16 protein-coding genes are annotated in these 17,490 nt (G+C 37.2%); 2 read left to right on the forward strand and 14 right to left on the reverse strand.

The genetic code is table 11. From position 1 onward, the window contains the following. Window positions 1-7 precede the first annotated feature (7 nt). Genes CRS_RS20005 through CRS_RS20015 form a run of 3 tightly spaced genes read right to left on the reverse strand, consistent with a single transcriptional unit; the run spans window position 8 to window position 5,223 of the window. Window positions 8-1,324: a lysine N(6)-hydroxylase/L-ornithine N(5)-oxygenase family protein gene (locus CRS_RS20005; protein WP_142725722.1), complete on the reverse strand. Its 1,317-nt coding sequence runs from the start codon at window positions 1,322-1,324 to the stop codon at window positions 8-10. Further along, entirely contained in the window at window positions 1,317-3,725 is a 2,409-nt protein-coding gene (locus CRS_RS20010; protein WP_142725723.1) for a GNAT family N-acetyltransferase, read from the reverse strand. The genes CRS_RS20005 and CRS_RS20010 overlap by 8 nt, the downstream gene beginning before the upstream one ends. Continuing rightward, a complete protein-coding gene (locus CRS_RS20015) occupies window positions 3,697-5,223 on the reverse strand; it encodes an aspartate aminotransferase family protein (RefSeq protein WP_142725724.1) in 1,527 nt (508 codons plus the stop codon). Before CRS_RS20015 ends, CRS_RS20010 begins: the two co-directional genes overlap by 29 nt. Window positions 5,224-5,440: 217 nt before the next feature. On the opposite strand from CRS_RS20015, the gene CRS_RS20020 reads away from it, so the two are divergent. Beyond that, window positions 5,441-6,538 (forward strand): TauD/TfdA family dioxygenase, encoded by a 1,098-nt coding sequence (locus CRS_RS20020; protein WP_142725725.1) that lies wholly within the window; start codon window positions 5,441-5,443, stop codon window positions 6,536-6,538. Window positions 6,539-6,808: 270 nt separating this feature from the next. Here the strand turns inward: CRS_RS20020 and CRS_RS20025 are convergent, their stop codons facing one another. The 10 genes from CRS_RS20025 to CRS_RS20070 all read right to left on the reverse strand — a co-directional run bounded on the left by CRS_RS20025 (window position 6,809) and on the right by CRS_RS20070 (window position 15,534). Beyond that, on the reverse strand, window positions 6,809-7,621 hold the full coding sequence (locus CRS_RS20025; protein ID WP_142725726.1) for an alpha/beta hydrolase family protein: 813 nt from the start codon (window positions 7,619-7,621) through the stop codon (window positions 6,809-6,811). A gap of 161 nt (window positions 7,622-7,782) precedes the next feature. Continuing rightward, the gene (locus tag CRS_RS20030) at window positions 7,783-8,358 is read right to left on the reverse strand and encodes a Crp/Fnr family transcriptional regulator (RefSeq protein ID WP_142725727.1); all 576 of its coding nucleotides are present in this window, start codon (window positions 8,356-8,358) and stop codon (window positions 7,783-7,785) included. Between the two features lie 80 nt (window positions 8,359-8,438). Then, window positions 8,439-8,960, reverse strand: coding sequence for a GNAT family N-acetyltransferase (locus CRS_RS20035; RefSeq protein ID WP_142725728.1), 522 nt, complete (start codon window positions 8,958-8,960; stop codon window positions 8,439-8,441). 9 nt (window positions 8,961-8,969) lie between these two features. Then, window positions 8,970-9,980 (reverse strand): S41 family peptidase, encoded by a 1,011-nt coding sequence (locus CRS_RS20040; RefSeq protein ID WP_142725729.1) that lies wholly within the window; start codon window positions 9,978-9,980, stop codon window positions 8,970-8,972. A 69-nt stretch (window positions 9,981-10,049) separates the two neighbouring features. Continuing rightward, a complete protein-coding gene (locus CRS_RS20045) occupies window positions 10,050-10,844 on the reverse strand; it encodes an AraC family transcriptional regulator (RefSeq protein ID WP_142725730.1) in 795 nt (264 codons plus the stop codon). A 65-nt stretch (window positions 10,845-10,909) separates the two neighbouring features. Continuing rightward, the gene (locus CRS_RS20050; protein ID WP_142725731.1) at window positions 10,910-11,491 is read right to left on the reverse strand and encodes a 5'-methylthioadenosine/S-adenosylhomocysteine nucleosidase; all 582 of its coding nucleotides are present in this window, start codon (window positions 11,489-11,491) and stop codon (window positions 10,910-10,912) included. Between the two features lie 80 nt (window positions 11,492-11,571). Beyond that, window positions 11,572-12,585, reverse strand: coding sequence for a hypothetical protein (locus CRS_RS20055; RefSeq protein WP_142725732.1), 1,014 nt, complete (start codon window positions 12,583-12,585; stop codon window positions 11,572-11,574). A 109-nt stretch (window positions 12,586-12,694) separates the two neighbouring features. Then, window positions 12,695-13,396, reverse strand: coding sequence for a DsbA family protein (locus CRS_RS20060; RefSeq protein WP_142725733.1), 702 nt, complete (start codon window positions 13,394-13,396; stop codon window positions 12,695-12,697). A gap of 67 nt (window positions 13,397-13,463) precedes the next feature. Continuing rightward, window positions 13,464-14,636 (reverse strand): MFS transporter, encoded by a 1,173-nt coding sequence (locus CRS_RS20065; RefSeq protein ID WP_142725734.1) that lies wholly within the window; start codon window positions 14,634-14,636, stop codon window positions 13,464-13,466. Between the two features lie 7 nt (window positions 14,637-14,643). After that, complete coding sequence (locus CRS_RS20070) at window positions 14,644-15,534, reverse strand: alpha/beta hydrolase (RefSeq protein WP_228451308.1); 891 nt, start codon at window positions 15,532-15,534, stop codon at window positions 14,644-14,646. A gap of 196 nt (window positions 15,535-15,730) precedes the next feature. Here CRS_RS20070 and CRS_RS20075 point away from each other — a divergent pair, with 196 nt between their 5' ends. Then, the gene (locus CRS_RS20075; protein WP_142725736.1) at window positions 15,731-16,108 is read left to right on the forward strand and encodes a helix-turn-helix domain-containing protein; all 378 of its coding nucleotides are present in this window, start codon (window positions 15,731-15,733) and stop codon (window positions 16,106-16,108) included. Between the two features lie 121 nt (window positions 16,109-16,229). Here CRS_RS20075 and CRS_RS20080 read toward each other — a convergent pair whose 3' ends face one another. After that, window positions 16,230-17,426, reverse strand: coding sequence for an MFS transporter (locus tag CRS_RS20080; RefSeq protein ID WP_142725737.1), 1,197 nt, complete (start codon window positions 17,424-17,426; stop codon window positions 16,230-16,232). Window positions 17,427-17,490 lie beyond the last annotated feature (64 nt).

The raw sequence follows: 17,490 nt of genomic DNA on the forward strand, positions 1-17,490 counted from the left end.
TTTTTGATTAAATTTTGGCAGTTGGTAAATCAGCATATTTTTCTACATCGAAATCCTGGAAAGCAATTTTCTTTTCAATTTTATAATGCTCTCTTCCCAGAATATCATTGATGATGTAGGAATTGCGGTAAGCAGCCATTCCAAGATCTGTAGAAATATAGCTGTGGGTATGAACTTCAGCGTGGAGAACATAGATTTCTCCTCCGTTGTAGTCTATTGAATAATTTCTGTTGACATCAAACAATCCGCTGGAATCTCTTTTGATTCTATCCTGAATATTTTGTAAAAATGCAGGTTCATGATAGCGGTATCCGGTTCCAAGAATCAGATAATCCGCTTCCTGTTCATAAGGTACTTCCTGTTCCAGTTGGGTAAACTCAAGATTGATGAAATCCGGATTGCTGTTGTCTACTCTGTTCAACTGGCTGTTAGGAATAATTTTAAGATTAGGATCCGCATTGTCGATATTCAGATCATAAATAAAATCGTAGATATCATTGATCAGATCGTAATTGATTCCTTTAAACTGAGCTTGCTGCTTGCTTAAAATGGTTTTCCTTGCAGACTCACTTCTGTTGTAGAAATACTCTACATAATCAGGTGAAGTAAGCTCCAGCGTCAACTTAGAATATTCCATGGGGAAAAATCTGTCCGGACGGGAATACCATCCCAGTTGTGTCTCTTCATTTCTGTTTTGAAGAAGGTCATAAAAAACTTCTGCAGAACTCTGGCCAGAACCGATAATTGCTATTTTTTTACCACGAGACAAAAGCTCTTCTTTTCTGTACAGATAAGAACTGGTGTGAATAACTCGGGAATCATCTTTCGGAATGAAAGAAGGAATATGAGGCTGTGTTCCTGTTCCTAAAATCAATCTTTCCGTTTTGAAAATCGTAGTTTCTTTGGTTTTGGTGTGAATCGTAGTTACATGATATAAACCCTCTTCATAAGTAATATCCACCACCTGAGTAGAGAAACGGCATTGTGGAAGCTGTTCAATTACCCATTGGCAGTAACGGTTGTATTCTTTTCTCGGAATGAAAAAATCTTCTCTGATAAAAAACTTATACAGTCTTCCGGTTTCCTTCAGATAATTCAAAAGGCTTAAAGGATTCGTAGGATCCGCCATGGAAACACAGTCACATAAAAATGGAGTCTGCAGGGTTACATGGTCAATCATCAGTCCCGGATGCCAGTCGAAACCATCTCTCTGGTCCAGAAAAAGGGTTTTCAGTTCCGGAATCGGATTGGATAATGCGGCAAGTCCCAGATTAAAAGGGCCAATACCTATACCTATTACATTGTATACGGCTTCGTTAGTCATTTTTTGTGATGTTTGTGGTGATTTGTACCTCTTTATTCTGCGGGAATTTTTCCCAGTACCATTCTCTGTAACAGAAGTTCAGATTGGCTTTTTTATGAGGCATTTCTATTACTTTATCTACTTTGAAGCCTACATGGGCTTTATTCATCATAGAAGCAAGCGAGTCTACAGATCCTTCGCCTACCATTTTTCCTACCTGTGGCTGTGCAAAAACATAGTCAACCATAGATTGAGTGGATGGAGATACAAATTTCTTTTTAGGATCAACAGGTGCAATGAACTGGTGTGTTCCGTAATCCGTAGGCAGCACTTCATAATAATCGCCTACAATATCTCTGCAAGCCCAATACACCTCAATATTACAGGAAGGTTCGTCATTCCCTGCGATGATATAACTGTGTGCTTCATCACTTGGAAGCATTAGTCTGTAGTACGTTTCCAGCTCATCAATGGGCCAGTTCATCTGCCAGATTTTTACGGCATGTTCACGGTTAAACCATTCATGAAGCATTTCAAGGTCGTTTTCAAGATCTATAGGACGCATACTCATGGTTACATCCTCTTTCTGGAAATACCTTTTAAAGAAAACTTCTGTTCCCTGCGGATTGATCAGCTGATCGGAGAAGAAATGTTTATGAAGAAGGTTCGGAACTTTAGCATAAGAAATTGAAGAAGCATTTACACCGCCGTCTACATCAGCAACCGCCGACTGGAGGTTTGATTTTACCGCCCAATATCTTTGATTCAAAGCATAATCCGTTAATGAGGAAGGTTCAGTTTCATGAAGGTTTTCAAACTCTCTGTACAGAATATGGATTAATCTTCTTTCTTTAACCAGACCAGTTTTACCTATTGAAGCAATCAGTGCACTCAGGTTGCTTACCAAAAGATGGTGAGAAACAATATCCAGCAGACGCTCATCCCTGATGAAAAGGTCTTCCACTTCAGGATAATCTTTGATCAGAGATTCATATTTACCTTTGAAGCTTTTTTTGATTAAATAACCTTGTCCGTCTCTTACATAAATAGACTCAGGAAGAAGTTGATTATCCAATTGTACAAGCAGATTCTGCTGATGAACTTCAGGAGCCATGCCTAATTGACTGTACAACCTGTTCAAAGGAGAAAGCAAAAGATCTACATATTTTTCAAACCAGATGATAGCTGCTTTTTCTGTATCTACTCCTAATTGATTGGAAACATTTTTAAAGAAGTGCGTCGTAAAATTGAAACCATCTGTAGACTCATCCTGGCAAAGTCTTGCTAATAAAATGACTTTATCTTCATTTGAAAAAGGATTTTCGCGGAGCAGTATATTCAGACTGTCCATATTCTTCCCTTCATAATGAACGCTTAGCGTGGAAGGTTCCAATAATAATTTAAAATTCGGGAAGTTTTGTTCAAATGAAGCTTTTTGATGCTGCCACCAGATTGCGGAAGCATATCCTCTGTTGAGATCTTTTAAGCTGTTTGTTCTTACAGAGCCTGTCATTAAAACATGCAGAGAAAATTTCAACATCCAGCTGAAATCCGGATTGTATACCGTTCTTATGGAAGATGTTGCATAAAAATCCTCTCCCAAAGGTCCGATGTGAATAATCTTCCCGGAACCAAGCATTTCAGGATATTCTTCGGTTGATAAAAGATATTGTGCCTCCCACGGATGGCATGGAACTATATAAAAATCATTGATGTTTTCAAAATCGTAGCTTTCCGGTAAAGAAGTCCATTTTTCGAAGATTTCTTTTGCAGAAATTCCCGGAAGGGATTTTTCTGTGATGCAGTCTTTGTGAATCAGGAAATAATCCAGCTGAAATCCTTTTCCGAATTCTGGGCCGTATAAGAGCTGTTCTTCCTCAGAGAATCCCATTCTTGATTTGGTGAAAGGATGCAAATTGTGTCCGGCAGGAAGCATTTGCTCAGATTCAAGGAAAGAATAGGTCAACAGCTGATCATCCTGAAGACACGCTTCTGTAGTCAGTTCCAGATTTCTTAAGCTGCTTTGAATTCTTTCCACAAAGTTTCTGAAACCCTTTTCGTTTGTAGTCCCAGAAAGTTCCTTGTAAACCAGTTCAGTAAGCTTTTGATCATTCACTTCAAAAACTTCCTGATTTTGGTGATCTACCGCCCACAAAACAGGTCCGTATTCATGAAAAAGAGTTTCGGAACGATAAGAAACCGGAGCAAATAAAAACAGTCCGCTTTTCTTCATTTCAAACCTCATAAACAATGAATAATCACTGTTTTGAAGAGCTTTTGCTGTCAGAACATCATATTTTGGAACACCCTGATAGAATTTTCCGTTTCCCAGTTCTCTCAACATTCCGTTCAACAGAATTCTGAAAGTAATTTCTCTGGCTTTTTCTCCCGTTCTATTTTTCTGAATTAAAGTCTTTTCCATGATTTTTGATTGTGGTGAGAATTTGATGAATGTCTTCAGTAGTGGTAATCGGGTTCAGGAACGTAAATTTCAGATAGAAATTTCCATCCACTTTTGTGCTCGCTACAAGGATTTCTCCACTGTAGAACAGTTTCATCTTGATGTACTGATTCAGGGCATTCAGATCACTGGTTTCCGGATTGAGATACCGGAAAACAAGAACACTTAAGTCGGAATCTGAAAGGAGTTCAAAATCAGTATCTTCAGAGATCATCGCTGCAGCATCTTTGGTAAGATCTATCACCGTGTCTGTATATGCCGCCAGCTGTTCTTTACCCATCATTCTTAAGGTAAACCAAAGCTTTAAAGCATCAAACCTTCGGGTACTTTGAGTAATGGATTTATTGATCTGTGCCGGTATTTCTTCTTCGTCCATTTCCTTCGGATTCAGATAATCGGCGTGATGTTTAAGAATCAACAGTTCTTTTTTGTTTTTAACAATGAAAGCACTGCTGCTGATGGGCTGGAAGAATGATTTGTGATAATCAATCGTTACAGAGTCTGCTCTTTCAATACCGTTGATCAAATCACGGTATTTTTCGCTCAATAATAATGCACATCCATACGCTGCATCTACGTGCATCCAGATGTTATAGTGTTCTGCTATATTCGCGATATCTTCTAGTGGATCAATATTTCCAAAGTCTGTGGTTCCTGCGGTAGCTACAATGCCAATAGGAATATTTCCTAGCTGTTCTTCCCTTTTAATATATTTCTTTAAAAGAGTGATATCCATACGAAAACGCTCATCCGTAGGCACTTTAACAATGCTTTTCTCGCCCAGTCCCATAATGGATGCATTTTTCAGATTGCTGAAGTGGGATTTATCTGAAACAAATATTCTGAAACGGCTTGCTTCTGCCGGCAGACCATCCATTTTAATGTTGTGATGATATCTTTTCTGAGAAAAACAGTCACGCATCATGACCAATCCCATTAAATTGCTCTGTGAGCCCCCTGCGGTGAAAACACCGTCGCTTTCATTCGTATTATATCCAATTTGACCGGCAGTCCAGTCGATCAGTTTTCTTTCCATGAAGGTTCCTCCCGCACTCTGATCATAAGTATCCTGTGAAGAATTGATAGCACTTACAAGAATTTCCCCTGCCAATGCCGGAATTACTACAGGACAGTTAAGATGAGCTACATATTGTGGAAGGTGAAAAGCGGTGGCATGTTTCACATAAATATCATCTACTTCTGCCAGCAGCTCATTATAATTGGAAAGTTTTTGATTAAGATCAATCTTTTGTACCAGTCCTTTCATTGTTTTGGCTTCTATACCACTGAAAGGTTTGTTATTCCTATGAAGAAATTCCTGTACAAGGTCTAAAGTTCTGTTGACAGCATTACGATAATGATCATAATTGTCAGGATGAAAAATATTCCCAAAATTCTCCGAAATATGTGGTGAATTTGAACCTGATAGCTCTTCCAGGGATATTATTTTATTGTTCATAAATGTTTTGTAATGTGATTTTTTTAATCTGTGAGTTGTTGTGGTTTTTTCAATATATTATCGTATATATCTGTAAGTCAGTTTTTTAAATTTTGCATTTTTTATTATATTTTTATTTGGTGATTACGTAATTATTACTAAATTTGACTCGACTATTGTTATTTAGAATAATTAAAAACAAAGATAAAAATTATTATTTAACATCAAATTTTTTTTAATGAATTCTACACAAATTTTAGATAAAGACTGTTCTGCAGCAATAAAACTGCTTCCTACAGTCATAGAAATCACCTCTCAGGAGAGAAGAATGATCAAAGATGCAGCCGTGCATCTTCAGAAAAAATATGATACCTATGAAAACCGCGATTTTATTAAGCATGTTCATCAGCTGGCTTCTTACTTCTTGCCAGAGAGGATTTTAAATACAGCGGCTGATTTTGCGAGTGACTTTTCAAAAAATCAGTATGGTGCACTGATCTTTACAGGCCTGATGGACATAGATCAGGAGGAAATAGGATCTACTCCACCCAACTGGCAATCGGCAGATTATTCAAAATTTAACTTATATGGTTTTGCGTGTGCTCTAATTCATGGAGCACTTCCCTCAAAGCCCGTACAATATTATTCACAGCGTAAAGGAGGAGGGCTGATCCATGCTATCATTCCGGATGAGAAAATGAAGGAGACACAAACCGGATCAGGATCTTCAACAGATCTGTATGTACATACCGAAGATGCTTTTCTGAAGCATCAGGCTGATTTTTTAAGCTTTATGTATGTAAGAAATGATGAACAGGTACCTTCAACCCTTTATTCTATACGTTCTCATGAATCGATTGGTGAAAATTACAAACCTCTTTTTGAGCGTATTTATAAAATTCCCAAGGATGCCAATCTTGAGATGGGAGAAAATGAAGAAGAAACACTGGATTCTGTATTGTATGGGAATGCCAATCTCCCTTTCATGAGGTTTGATGCGGCAGAACAGCTTTTCAATTCCAGCATCAGGCAGTCAGAAGAAGCACAGCATACCCTGCATGAATTCTGGGAGGAAGCAAGGCATTTAATTTATTCAGGATTTACGCCTCAGGCAGGAGACGTTATTTTGGTTAACAATCACTTATGCGCCCACGGAAGATCAGCTTTCCGCGCCGGAGTGAGAAACATAAATGGTATTGAACAGTCCTGTGAGAGAAGAATCATGCTTCGTATGATGAGTAAAGTGAGCCTTATTGATATGAGGGCACACACCCTTACGGAAGATCCATTCTTTGTGATAGAAGAGCATTTGGGTAAAAACTTTCGACATTTTTAATAGAATGCTTGTTAGTTAGCATTTTTGAACATTCAATCAATCAAAAACCTTTTTGGGCAAGGCTCAAAAAGGTTTTTTTTTATTTGATTTTAAGTTTTGGCTAAAGCCATCGGAATTTATATTTATTTATTAAAACGGGCTAAAGCCCGTTCCTATTGAATATTTAAAACATTCAATGTTTTATGATCCTATTATTTCAAAAATTTCAGACTGGTTTTATATCAATAGAAGCGGGCTTTAGCCAAAACCTAAAAATTACCTTTAGCTATTTTACTGTTTAAAGAACCTTTCAAACAAAGACAATTGCTCAGACAATGATCTGCTCCAGTATTCAGGAGTATGTCCTCCCAGAGATTCGATGTAAAGATGCTGAACCTTTGATTCTGTCAGTTTTTTATGAAAATTGCGGTTCATGGTAATCATTTGGGTATCTTCTGTTCCGCAATCAAAAATATATTGCTGTCCAGCATCTGCCATCAGCTTAATTTTGCTGTCGGTAAGAAAATTGGGATTTAATGATTCAAACGGACCCAGAACTTTATTCACCATATATTTCTGATAGGCTTCTCCAAATACGCTGAAATCAAGTGCGCCACACGAGCTTCCAACAATACCAAATGTTTTGTTATAAGTGACCCCGATATTGGTTGCACCATAGCCCCCCATACTCCATCCCAAAATTCCGCGGAATTTTTTCTCCGTTTTCACAGGGTAATTTTTATCAATAAACTCCACCAGTTCTTTCCCGATAAAAGTCTGATATTGCGAATCTTTAACAATCGGGCTGTCTACATACCATGAACTGTAATTTCCATCCGGGAGCACATAAATTGTTTTATATTCCTGTGCTTTTTTGACCAGATCCGGGATATCCTGTTTAATGATTCTGTCCGGATTACCGCTGAAGCCATGGAGAATATACACGGATGGATAGGTCGTTTTAGGCTGTAGATTAGGGATAATGATTATTGTTTTGATCTTTTTATTCATTTTCGGACTGAAAATTTCCTGATGAATAATTTTTTGTGCTGATGTCTGAATAAAGGCAGTCAGTACAATTACAATGTTAATAAGCTTCTTCATGCTAAAAAATGTTTAATTAATGATGGTCACAGGTTTTTATTACAAAACATATAATGTACCAATGACCCGATGACAAAGCAAAATTGCGACAGAAAAAGAATAAAAGCTTCAACATATGTTGAAGCTTTTATGAATTTATTTTTCATTTAGGTTTAGAAATATCAATTGATTTCTTTTTTTATCCGGCTTAGCTGGGTAGGCGTAATTCCCAGATAAGAAGCAATATGATGCTGTTTTAACCTGTTGTACAGTGATCTATTTTCCAGTAACTGCACATATCTTTGTTTTGCGGTTTCGTATTTGAGGGAGACTTCCAGGGGCTCTTTTTTAACCACCCAGTTTTTTTCCAGATAGTACATATGAAAAAGGGCAAGGTCATGATGTTTTTTTAATAATTCACGATATGATTTTGCAGGATACTGTATGATTGAACAATCTTCCATCGCAATGATATTGAAATCACTGGGTTCATTTTTGATGATGGCTGCTGTAGAAGCAACAAAGCTGTTTTCTTCAAAGAAGATCTTGTAAATGTTATTTCCCTGTTCATCTACAGTGTAGTACCCTATCAATCCTGATTTCAGAAAATAATAATATCTGGCCATGGTACCGGATTCCAGTAGCAGGCTATTTTTTGGATAGTATTCTTCAGTACAGATATCCAGTAAATCCTTAATCGTTTCTTCGGATAGTGGATTATATTGATTGATTTGCTTTATAAATTCTGAATGGATCATTTTAGAATATTGTTAAGGAAGTATAAAGAACTGCCACGCAATGGTCTGCTACAGTCTGCGTTACAGGAAGTTAAAACGCTTTAATCCAAGTTTTTTTTCATCATCAGGTCAGTCTGTTCCTCTTCTCCCAGTCTGAAAATATGTTGATCAAACTCAACGAATCCGTTTTTTTTATAAAAGCTGATCGCGCGTAGGTTTTTCTCCCAGACCCCCAGCCAAAGATACGATTTACCAAGCTGCTGAGCCGTTTCCAAAGCCTGAAGATAAAGAAGCTGTCCTACTTTTTTCCCGTGATGGCTTTTCTTCACATAGATCCTTTCAATTTCCAGGCTGTTTCCATCCTGCAGTTCTGTCTGTGCTTTTCCGAAGTTTACTTTAAGATAGCCTACAGGATTATCCTCTTCCCAGGCAATATAAAAAAGGGAGTCAGGGCTATTAAGCTCCGATTTTATCTTCTCCGTATTAAAGCTTTCATCCAGATATTTTTTCATGGATTCTTCCGTATTATCTTCTGCAAATGTTTCAGTGAAAGTTTGTATACCCAGATTTTGTACTATCTCCAGATCTTTCTCTCCCGACTTACTGATGATTATTGATGACATATTTTGCATTTATTGCTCTAATGTATTAATAAGATTTTTTATTTCAGGTAGGGTTAGTTCTGTTTTTGTACCTGTTGTTATAATATTTTTTAAAATTATACTATGGGCCGTCTTTAAAGCCTCTTCACTTTTTACTTCATAATCAGGAATCACTCCAATATGCTCCCAGTTTTTATCATCTGCAAGAGAGGCTATTTTTCCTCCCGGAACAAGCAGCAAATATTGATTACGGACTATAAAATGATCTACAGGATTGGCTGCACCACCCGTTTTTTCACCTATTACTTCAGCAAGCTTCTTTTGCTGCAAAAAGTAGGCTACTCCCTCTCCTGCCGAAAACGTCTTTTTACTGGTAAGAATATAGATTTTTTTATGAAGGTATTTCTGTCCGGAAACTTTGGGCTGAGTACTGTTGATAACCGTTTTCTGATCATGTCTGAAATACGTGGTATAAAGATCTGTTTTCTGATCAAAAAAATAGCTCAAAAACAGAAGAAGCATACCATTTTCTCCTCCTCCATTTTCTCTGAGATCAATAATCAGGGAATGGGTATTCGCCACAAAATCCATAGCGGCAGCCAGTGTTTTTTCACTGGCATCGGGAGACGCAAAGCCTTTGTAATTGATATAACCGATATTTCCCGGAAGACGCTGAACTGTTTCAAATCCAAAATTTTCAAGCCGGTTGTGCTCATTGTTTAACGCCTCTTTTTCCTTCTCGCTCATCCGTTGCTCAGGAGTATAGTTTTCAAGATATTTAACAAAAAAATGTTCATCCTTAACAGTCGTTCTCAGCTTTTGAGTTAGAAGTGAAGAAAAATCCTTTTTACTGAGCTGATTAAATGTTCCTTTTTTCAGTTCACTCTTAAACAGAGAGTCTACTTTTTTATACGTTTCTTTATCGACATAGTAGTCTTTCACTTTTCCTGTAATTTCAGAAAGTACTACTGAAAAATCATTCTTCTGGGCAAGAGCGAATAAAGGGAAAAGGAGACAAACTCCAATACATATTTTTTTCATTGAAATAAAGATTTAATATTTCAACAAATGTATTTCAATGAAATCTGTGAGCATTGTAAAAATGGAAACTCAGATAAATAACCAGATATTATTTTTCTCCGTATCTACATGATCAAAGAACTTTCCGGGGCTTATTCTGGTAAGCTCTTTAAAATCTTTAATAAGATGGGACTGATCATAAAACAGGTTTTCGTAGGAAAGCTCTGTAAGATTTCTGGTCTTTTTATTTGAGATGAGCACATTGCGAAATCGTTGTATTTTTTTGAATTCTGAAGCAGGTTTCGCCAGATAACGCTGGGAAATTTTATTGACATATTGCCTGGTTATTTTATTTTTTACCGCAATTTCTTCAATACTCAGTTCATTTTCAAAATCATCCAGTATCGCATAAGCCAGAATCATATCCTTTTTCCTGAATTTTGAGAGCCAGTAATTTTCCAGTATTTCGATTTGTGTTTTCCTGTCAGATTCTTTTAAAATTCCATTCATGATATCTTTAAAATCTGCAATATGAATTTCCTGCTGCAGATCCTGGTTTTTATCAGCATCAAAAAAATGATAAATTCCTAATGGTTTAAAATAAACAGTAACTTCATTAACGGACTGCTGATAAAAAATTTCTGTGGGAACGGAACATCTGGATACAAAATCAATGACCATATTCTCAGATGGAGATCTCATAATTTCTACCCGTCCCTTACTCTGAGCAATAGAGACATCCTGGCATGCTGATACGATAAAATAATTGTCCGGAAATGTGAGATATCTGATGGGTTGATGACTGTCATCTTTCTCCACAAAATAATACCCTTCAATATATTCTTTAAGTACAGGGTGCGTGGGTTGATAAAAAGTAACTTTCATACTAAAAAATTGAAGATGAAATACAAACAGAAAAAAATACTGAATGGGTTCAGTATTCTACCATTTTATGAAAACAGTATTTTTTTGAATGCTTCAGAAGCCAGATGTACCTGCACGCTCCAGTCGTCTGCAGCATCACTTCCTGCGTCATCAGAAATGTATTTAAGACATAGAAACGGAATGTTTTCCTGCTGAGCAATCAATGCCAATGGATAGGCTTCCATGTCTACAATATTATAATCGGTTTCAGAATGGTTCATTTCAAAACTGTCGCCACTTCCACAGATTCCTTCTTTTAAAGTGTCCATTTTCAGACCGTACTCCAATACAGGTGGTACTCCGGAGAGTGGTGTTTCATATAATTTGAATCCCAGTCCTCTTACATCCATGTCCCTTTGGATGAACTTTGTACAGCACACGACTTCTCCCTTATGAAATCCTTTACTTCCCGCAGACCCTAAATTTACAATCAGTTTAGGCTTTCTGGTATGAATTTCTTTGGTTAGTTCTATCGCTGCATTTACTTTTCCAATACCTGTAATTAATTTATTTTTATCGTCAAAAACGGTTCCTGCTTCGGAATCTAATGCAAAAACGAATAGTGTATCATCAATTGAATATTGGGTTTCGTCGTTAATTTTTATCATTGAGAAATAATTTAAACAGCGGTTAGAACTGCTTTACAAAGATAAGAGAGTTTACCATAATGTAGAGTATTATTCACCGTTTAATAAGTCTGTATCTTTAAAACACCTTGGGTACCTCTTGCCCCAAATGTATTTACACTCTCGTCTTTAGATTCAATTTGAATGTCTTTAATATCAAGTTTTTCCAACATTTCTATTAATGCATTTTCTTTATATTCAACGAGATTATAATTGATAAAAAGCAATGGGTTCTCTCCAATTGATTTATTTTGTTTCAGATGGCTGATATACGCTCTGACCCTGTATCTTTTTCTACCCTTATCATCTATTTGGTAGAATGGATCTGGCTTAATATTAAATCCATTACTCCTTATTAAACTCCAAAATTTTTCTGACCAGTTCTCTTTGTCCCAAATATTTTTTTTATCGGTTAAAATGCTCTCCAGGGTAGAATTATCAGCTTTTAAACTGATCAATTGGGTCATTAAATAATTAAGATCAAAAGCATATTCTGCATGATAAGATTTACTAATTAAATCTTCCTGAAATTCTTTGAGCTCAAATCCTTTTTCTATAGCAGATATAAAATGGATTAATTCCTGGCCACTTAATTTTTGAATATTGACCCTAATGACTTTCTGCAAATCACTTTTTGAGTGTGCTGCTATATACTTTAACATTTTAAGCTGGAGCTCATCATCTATTCCCTGATCAAGATTTTCCTGATTGGCAAATCTGAATTCTTTCTTCTGAAGATATCCATTCATAAAAATGCTGTAATTTTCATTTGAACCATAAAAAGAAGTCTCAAATACTCTTTTACTGATTACTTTATCTTTTTCCCAGGCAGAAAATAATATTGTATCAAATTTCCTGCATCCTGTTGATTCTAAAATTTCATAATATTCTTTTAAAGTGGTATCAAATGAGTTATCCATTTGTTTGGCCTGCAGTTCAGTATAAATTTTTCTGGCTTTATCCAATGACTCCTGGTTACAGTTTTTTCTGATGAAATCTATATTATTTTCATATCTAGTCTGTGAAAAAAAAGATATAGGGAAAAAAGTCAACAGAATAAAATAAATTCTTTTCATAAATAGTAACTGTCAAACAATAATTTTAAATGTGGTTTAACTGTAAAAGTGAATGCTAATATAATTAAAAACCCCAAAGCAATTTTATTTACTTTGGGGTTCTGATATCTTAAATACTGCATCCATCAGTGTCACAGGACGCTCCACTGCCACCGGAAAGATCCTTAAACGGACTCACCGTTTCTTTATAAGTCTGCTGAAGTGCATTTTCAAATACCTCCGCAGGCTGAGCTCCGGAAACAGCATATTTACCGTTCAGAACAAAGAAGGGCACTCCGGAAATCCCATTGTTTCTTGCCTCCTGAATATCCTGGTTTACTTCATAATCCAGTTGGTCTGTTGTAACGGCTTCTCTGGCTTCATCTTTATCAATTCCCAGATTTTCTGCAAGAGCAATTAAAACTTCAGTATCTCCTACATTTTTACCGTCAATGAAGTGAGCAATAAATAATGCCTCTTCCATTTCATTGGATTTATTATGCTTTTTAGCCAAATGAAGCAGCTTATGAGCACTGAATGTATTGGTGATCAATGTTTTTCCGAAGTTGAAATCAATTCCGGCTCCCTTTCCCATTTGGGTAACCTGCCCCAGCATTTGAGCGGCCTGAGCTTCGGCAACCCCTTTTTTCTCTCTGAAATACTGAAAGGTGTCCTGAGTTTTATTGGGATCTAAAGTAGGATCCAGCTGAAAACTCTTCCACTCCACTTCTACCTGATCTTTGAAAGGAAGTTTGTTCAAGGCCTGTTCAAAATTATTCTTTCCGATATAGCAAAACGGACACATTACGTCCGACCAGATTTCTATTTTCATTCTATTGAATTTTAAATCAAATTAACAATACAAAGTTACGACAATTTATTTAATGTAACAAAAATTATTACATTTGATTCTGACACGTACTTAGAACCTGATTACGTTTCTCTGCTATGCCTTTTAAGATCATCATCAGAAATGCAAGAAGACCAAAGATCAGCACTAGCCAGGGAATATATTCTACTCCTTTTGTCACGATAATCCACCCTCCGATTGTTGTTCCCAATGTTACTCCCAGGTTTCCGAATGAGGTAGCCAGGCTGTTGGCAAATTCTAATGATTCAGGTGCAGAAGAAATCATATAAGCGGAGGCATTCAGAAAGCTTGGTGAATACAAAAATCCCCAAATTCCTATAACTGCAATAGTTGCCCATAAATTTCCATCAGAAAAATATAAAAAAATGGGTACTAAAACGGTGCCTGAAAGAAAAAATGCTGTAGTCCCTGCAACATTCTTATTGAGCATTTTACCTGCAATTCCGTTGGCTGCAATTCCGATAAGTCCAAAAAGCAGAAGCATATAACTTACCATGGAAGTATCCATTCCCTTGGCTTTATTCAGATAATCAGCAAAGTAACTGTACGTAGAAAACCAGGCAGTAATCATAAAAAAGTTAGTCAGAGTACTCAGAATAAATGGAGGCTGTTTCAATATTCTGATCTGATTTCCGTAGGATTTCTTCTCTTTTACAGGCATCGGAGGAAGAAGGAAATAAATGACAGCCAGAGCAATCAAACTAACCACAGTCTGTATCATAAATGAATATTCCCAGGACCAAAGCCCGGCAATCCATGTGGCGAAAGGAACTGTGGTTACCATTGCAATGGCAACTCCATTAAAAACGATTCCCATCAGCTCATTCTTTTTCCGGTCATCTGTCTGAGATACCGCTACGGATAATGCTGTAGCAATATAAACAGGCTGAAGAAAGGCTGGCAGGATTCTTACCAGCATCAGCAGCCAGAAAGGAGGTGAAAAGGAAGAGACCAGTCCTGTCACCAGAAACATAAAAATGGCAGTCAGCATTATTTTTTTACGATCAAAACCTGAGGTAAGTAGGGTCATAAAAGGTCCTGTAAGGGCAATGATTAGAGCAAAAGCACTCAAGAGATACCCCGCTTTGTCTATGCTAATTTGATAATATTCTGCAATTTGCGGCAGAATACCGATAACGCCAAATTCTGTTGTAATCACCGCTATAAATCCGAGACATCCAATGTATGCATATTTCTTCATGATCCTTTTATTCGTCAGATTTTAAGTTTTGATGGGCAAAATCAGCCATTTCATTTATCGCTGATTGTACTTCTTCCAAAAGTTCGCCCATGTGCATAAATCCGTGGACCATATCCTTGTAAAGGCTCGTTTTAAGCTCAACTCCTGCATTTTTCATATTTTCAGAAAGCAGTTTTCCGTCATCCAGCAGAGGATCATGTTCTGCCAGGATCATTAAAGTAGGCGGAGTATCTTTAAAATCTTTTATTAAAACAGGAATGGCCAAGGGATTATCTTTTTCTGCTTCCGGAAGATACCAGTCCCATGCTTCTATCCCTCCTTGCCTGTTGAGAACAGGTCCGTTTTCATACGTTTTCCATGATTTTGAACTCAATTGATTATCAGCTGCCGGATAAATCAAGACCTGAAATTTAAACTGTCTGCCTAACCGGGTAGAAACTGCTGTAGACAAAGCTGCTCCTGCACTATCCCCTATAATTCCTATTTTATCGGAATCAATTCCTAGAGATTCCGCATTTTCTGTTATCCATTTTATTCCGTTGATGCAATCATTTAAACCTGCCGGGAAAGGATATTCCGGGGCAAGGCGATAATCTATAAAAAAAACTACAGATCCCGTTTGATTGGCTAGTTTGCGGACTACGGCATCATGGGTCTCAAAGCCCCCTGCTATAAACCATCCTCCATGAATATAAATAATAGCTGATGATTGTTGAATATTTTTACCATCAGGACGGTAAATCCGAACAGGGATCTGATGATTTTCCTGCGGAATCATCACTTCTTCAATCATTGCCACAGGTTCTTTCTTTCCGCTAAGCTGAAGTGACATCGTTTCAAGATACTTACGGGCTCCGTCTAAAGAATTCTCTGGATTGAATGGTTGTATTGTTTCCAAATGATTTAAAATCTGTACTATTTTAGGTGTTAATTGCATTTTGTTATGATTTAAGTTTCTGTTTTGGCTGCAGGAATGTTAGCGCTATTGTTCCTGGTTGCTGATTTTTTCTTTTTCAGATGAACAAAATTAAATATCAAACCTTACATTTGCATAGTATACAGCTAAATGTATGGTACTAACAAATTTGTAAGTTATGGGTAAAATAAAGGAGAATTCCACAAACAATATCAACAGGCAATATATACATGAATGTGATCTGAGCTATGCTGTATGTAAAATCGGAGGGCGATGGAAGCTGCTTATTTTAAACAAGTTAAAGGATGGGAAATTACGGTTCAGTGAACTTAGAAGATGTATTTCAGGAATAACGGAAAGGATGCTTACACTTCAGCTAAGAGAACTGGAGAAAGAATATTTGGTGAAGAGAACAGTCCATCCGGAAGTTCCTCCAAGGGTTGATTATGAACTTACGGATATTGCGAAGGAGCTTATCCCTATCTGGAAACAGCTTGATGAATGGGGAGGAAAGCACCGAGAATTGATGCAGACCCGACAGGCAGATGAAGAATAGAGAGAGCCTGTAGCTCAGGAAGTCAATGGATACGAAGTTATTAATAAGATATATTTAATAATATGGGGATTTTATCTTAGATAAAATCCCCATATTATTAAACACTTCGGAATATAAAAAATTATAGTTCCTGTTGTACTTTATTTACGTTTTTAGAGAACAGAAGATGAGCAATCAGTGCCAATACTCCAAATGTTGTTCCTACCAAGCAAACACCCGTCCATTGAGCTTTTTGCCATGCTATAGAAGCCAGCCAGGTTCCGAGTGACCCACCGATAAAATAAGAAACCATATAGACTGTATTCAGCCTGTTCACTGCGTTTGATTTAATTAAAAAATAATTGGTCTGATTCATAATATGACTCGACTGGACCCCCAGATCAACAAGGATTACTCCAACTATCAGCCCCCAGTATGTTTCTCCTGCAAAATAAGTAAAGCCCCAGCTTCCAATAACGATCAGTAAAGAATACAAGATAATTCTGTTAATATCCATGTACTTTTGAAGTTTTCCCACTTTTGCGGCGGCCAAAGCCCCTACCGCCCCTGCCAGACCAAAACTGCCTACTACAGAAGATCCTGCATTGAAGGGAGGCTTCTCCATATGGAAAACCAGCGTTGTAAACAGAGCACACATAGACCCGAATGCCATAGCTCCCCTGAAAGAAGCCAGCTGAAGAATGGGCTGTGTTTTAGCAAGATGTACAACTGAACGCATCAGCTCTTTATAAGTACCTTTAAAGTTAGGAGATAATTCCGGAAGCATTTTATAAACAGCCAGCCATACCAGAATCATCAGTCCCGCTGCAATACCAAACATGGCTCTCCATCCCCATACTTCTCCTACAATTCCTCCTATAAAACGGGAAAGAAGAATCCCAAGCAATAATCCGGACATGACAAGCCCTATATTGGATGATTTTTCTTTATCTGAAGAAAGTTCTGCAGCAATAGGGACAAATAGCTGAGGAATAACTGAAGTTGCCCCAATCAATAAGCTGGCAGCATATAACATCCACAGCTGGCTTGCAAAAGTCATCCATAAAAGGGCTCCAAAAACCAGAAACAGGTCTATTAAAATTAATTTCTTACGGAAAAATTTATCTCCTAACGGAACAATCAGCAAAAGCCCCAATGCATAACCAATCTGGGTAAGTACAGAGATCTTACTCGCTGCACTCTCAGAGATATGAAGCTCTTCTGAAATAAGTGCCAGTAATGGCTGATTATAGTAATTGTTAGCAACCACAAGACCGGAAATGATAGCCATAAGCCAGATGACGGTTCTTGAAATACCATGGGAAGAACTCTCCTGCATTACGTATAAAGTTTTTTATTTGAATAAGTGGTGACCTGACTGTTTAATCATGATGATATATCGC

Origin of the sequence: Chryseobacterium sp. ON_d1 (assembly GCF_006829085.1) — a bacterium.
GTDB lineage: Bacteria > Bacteroidota > Bacteroidia > Flavobacteriales > Weeksellaceae > Chryseobacterium.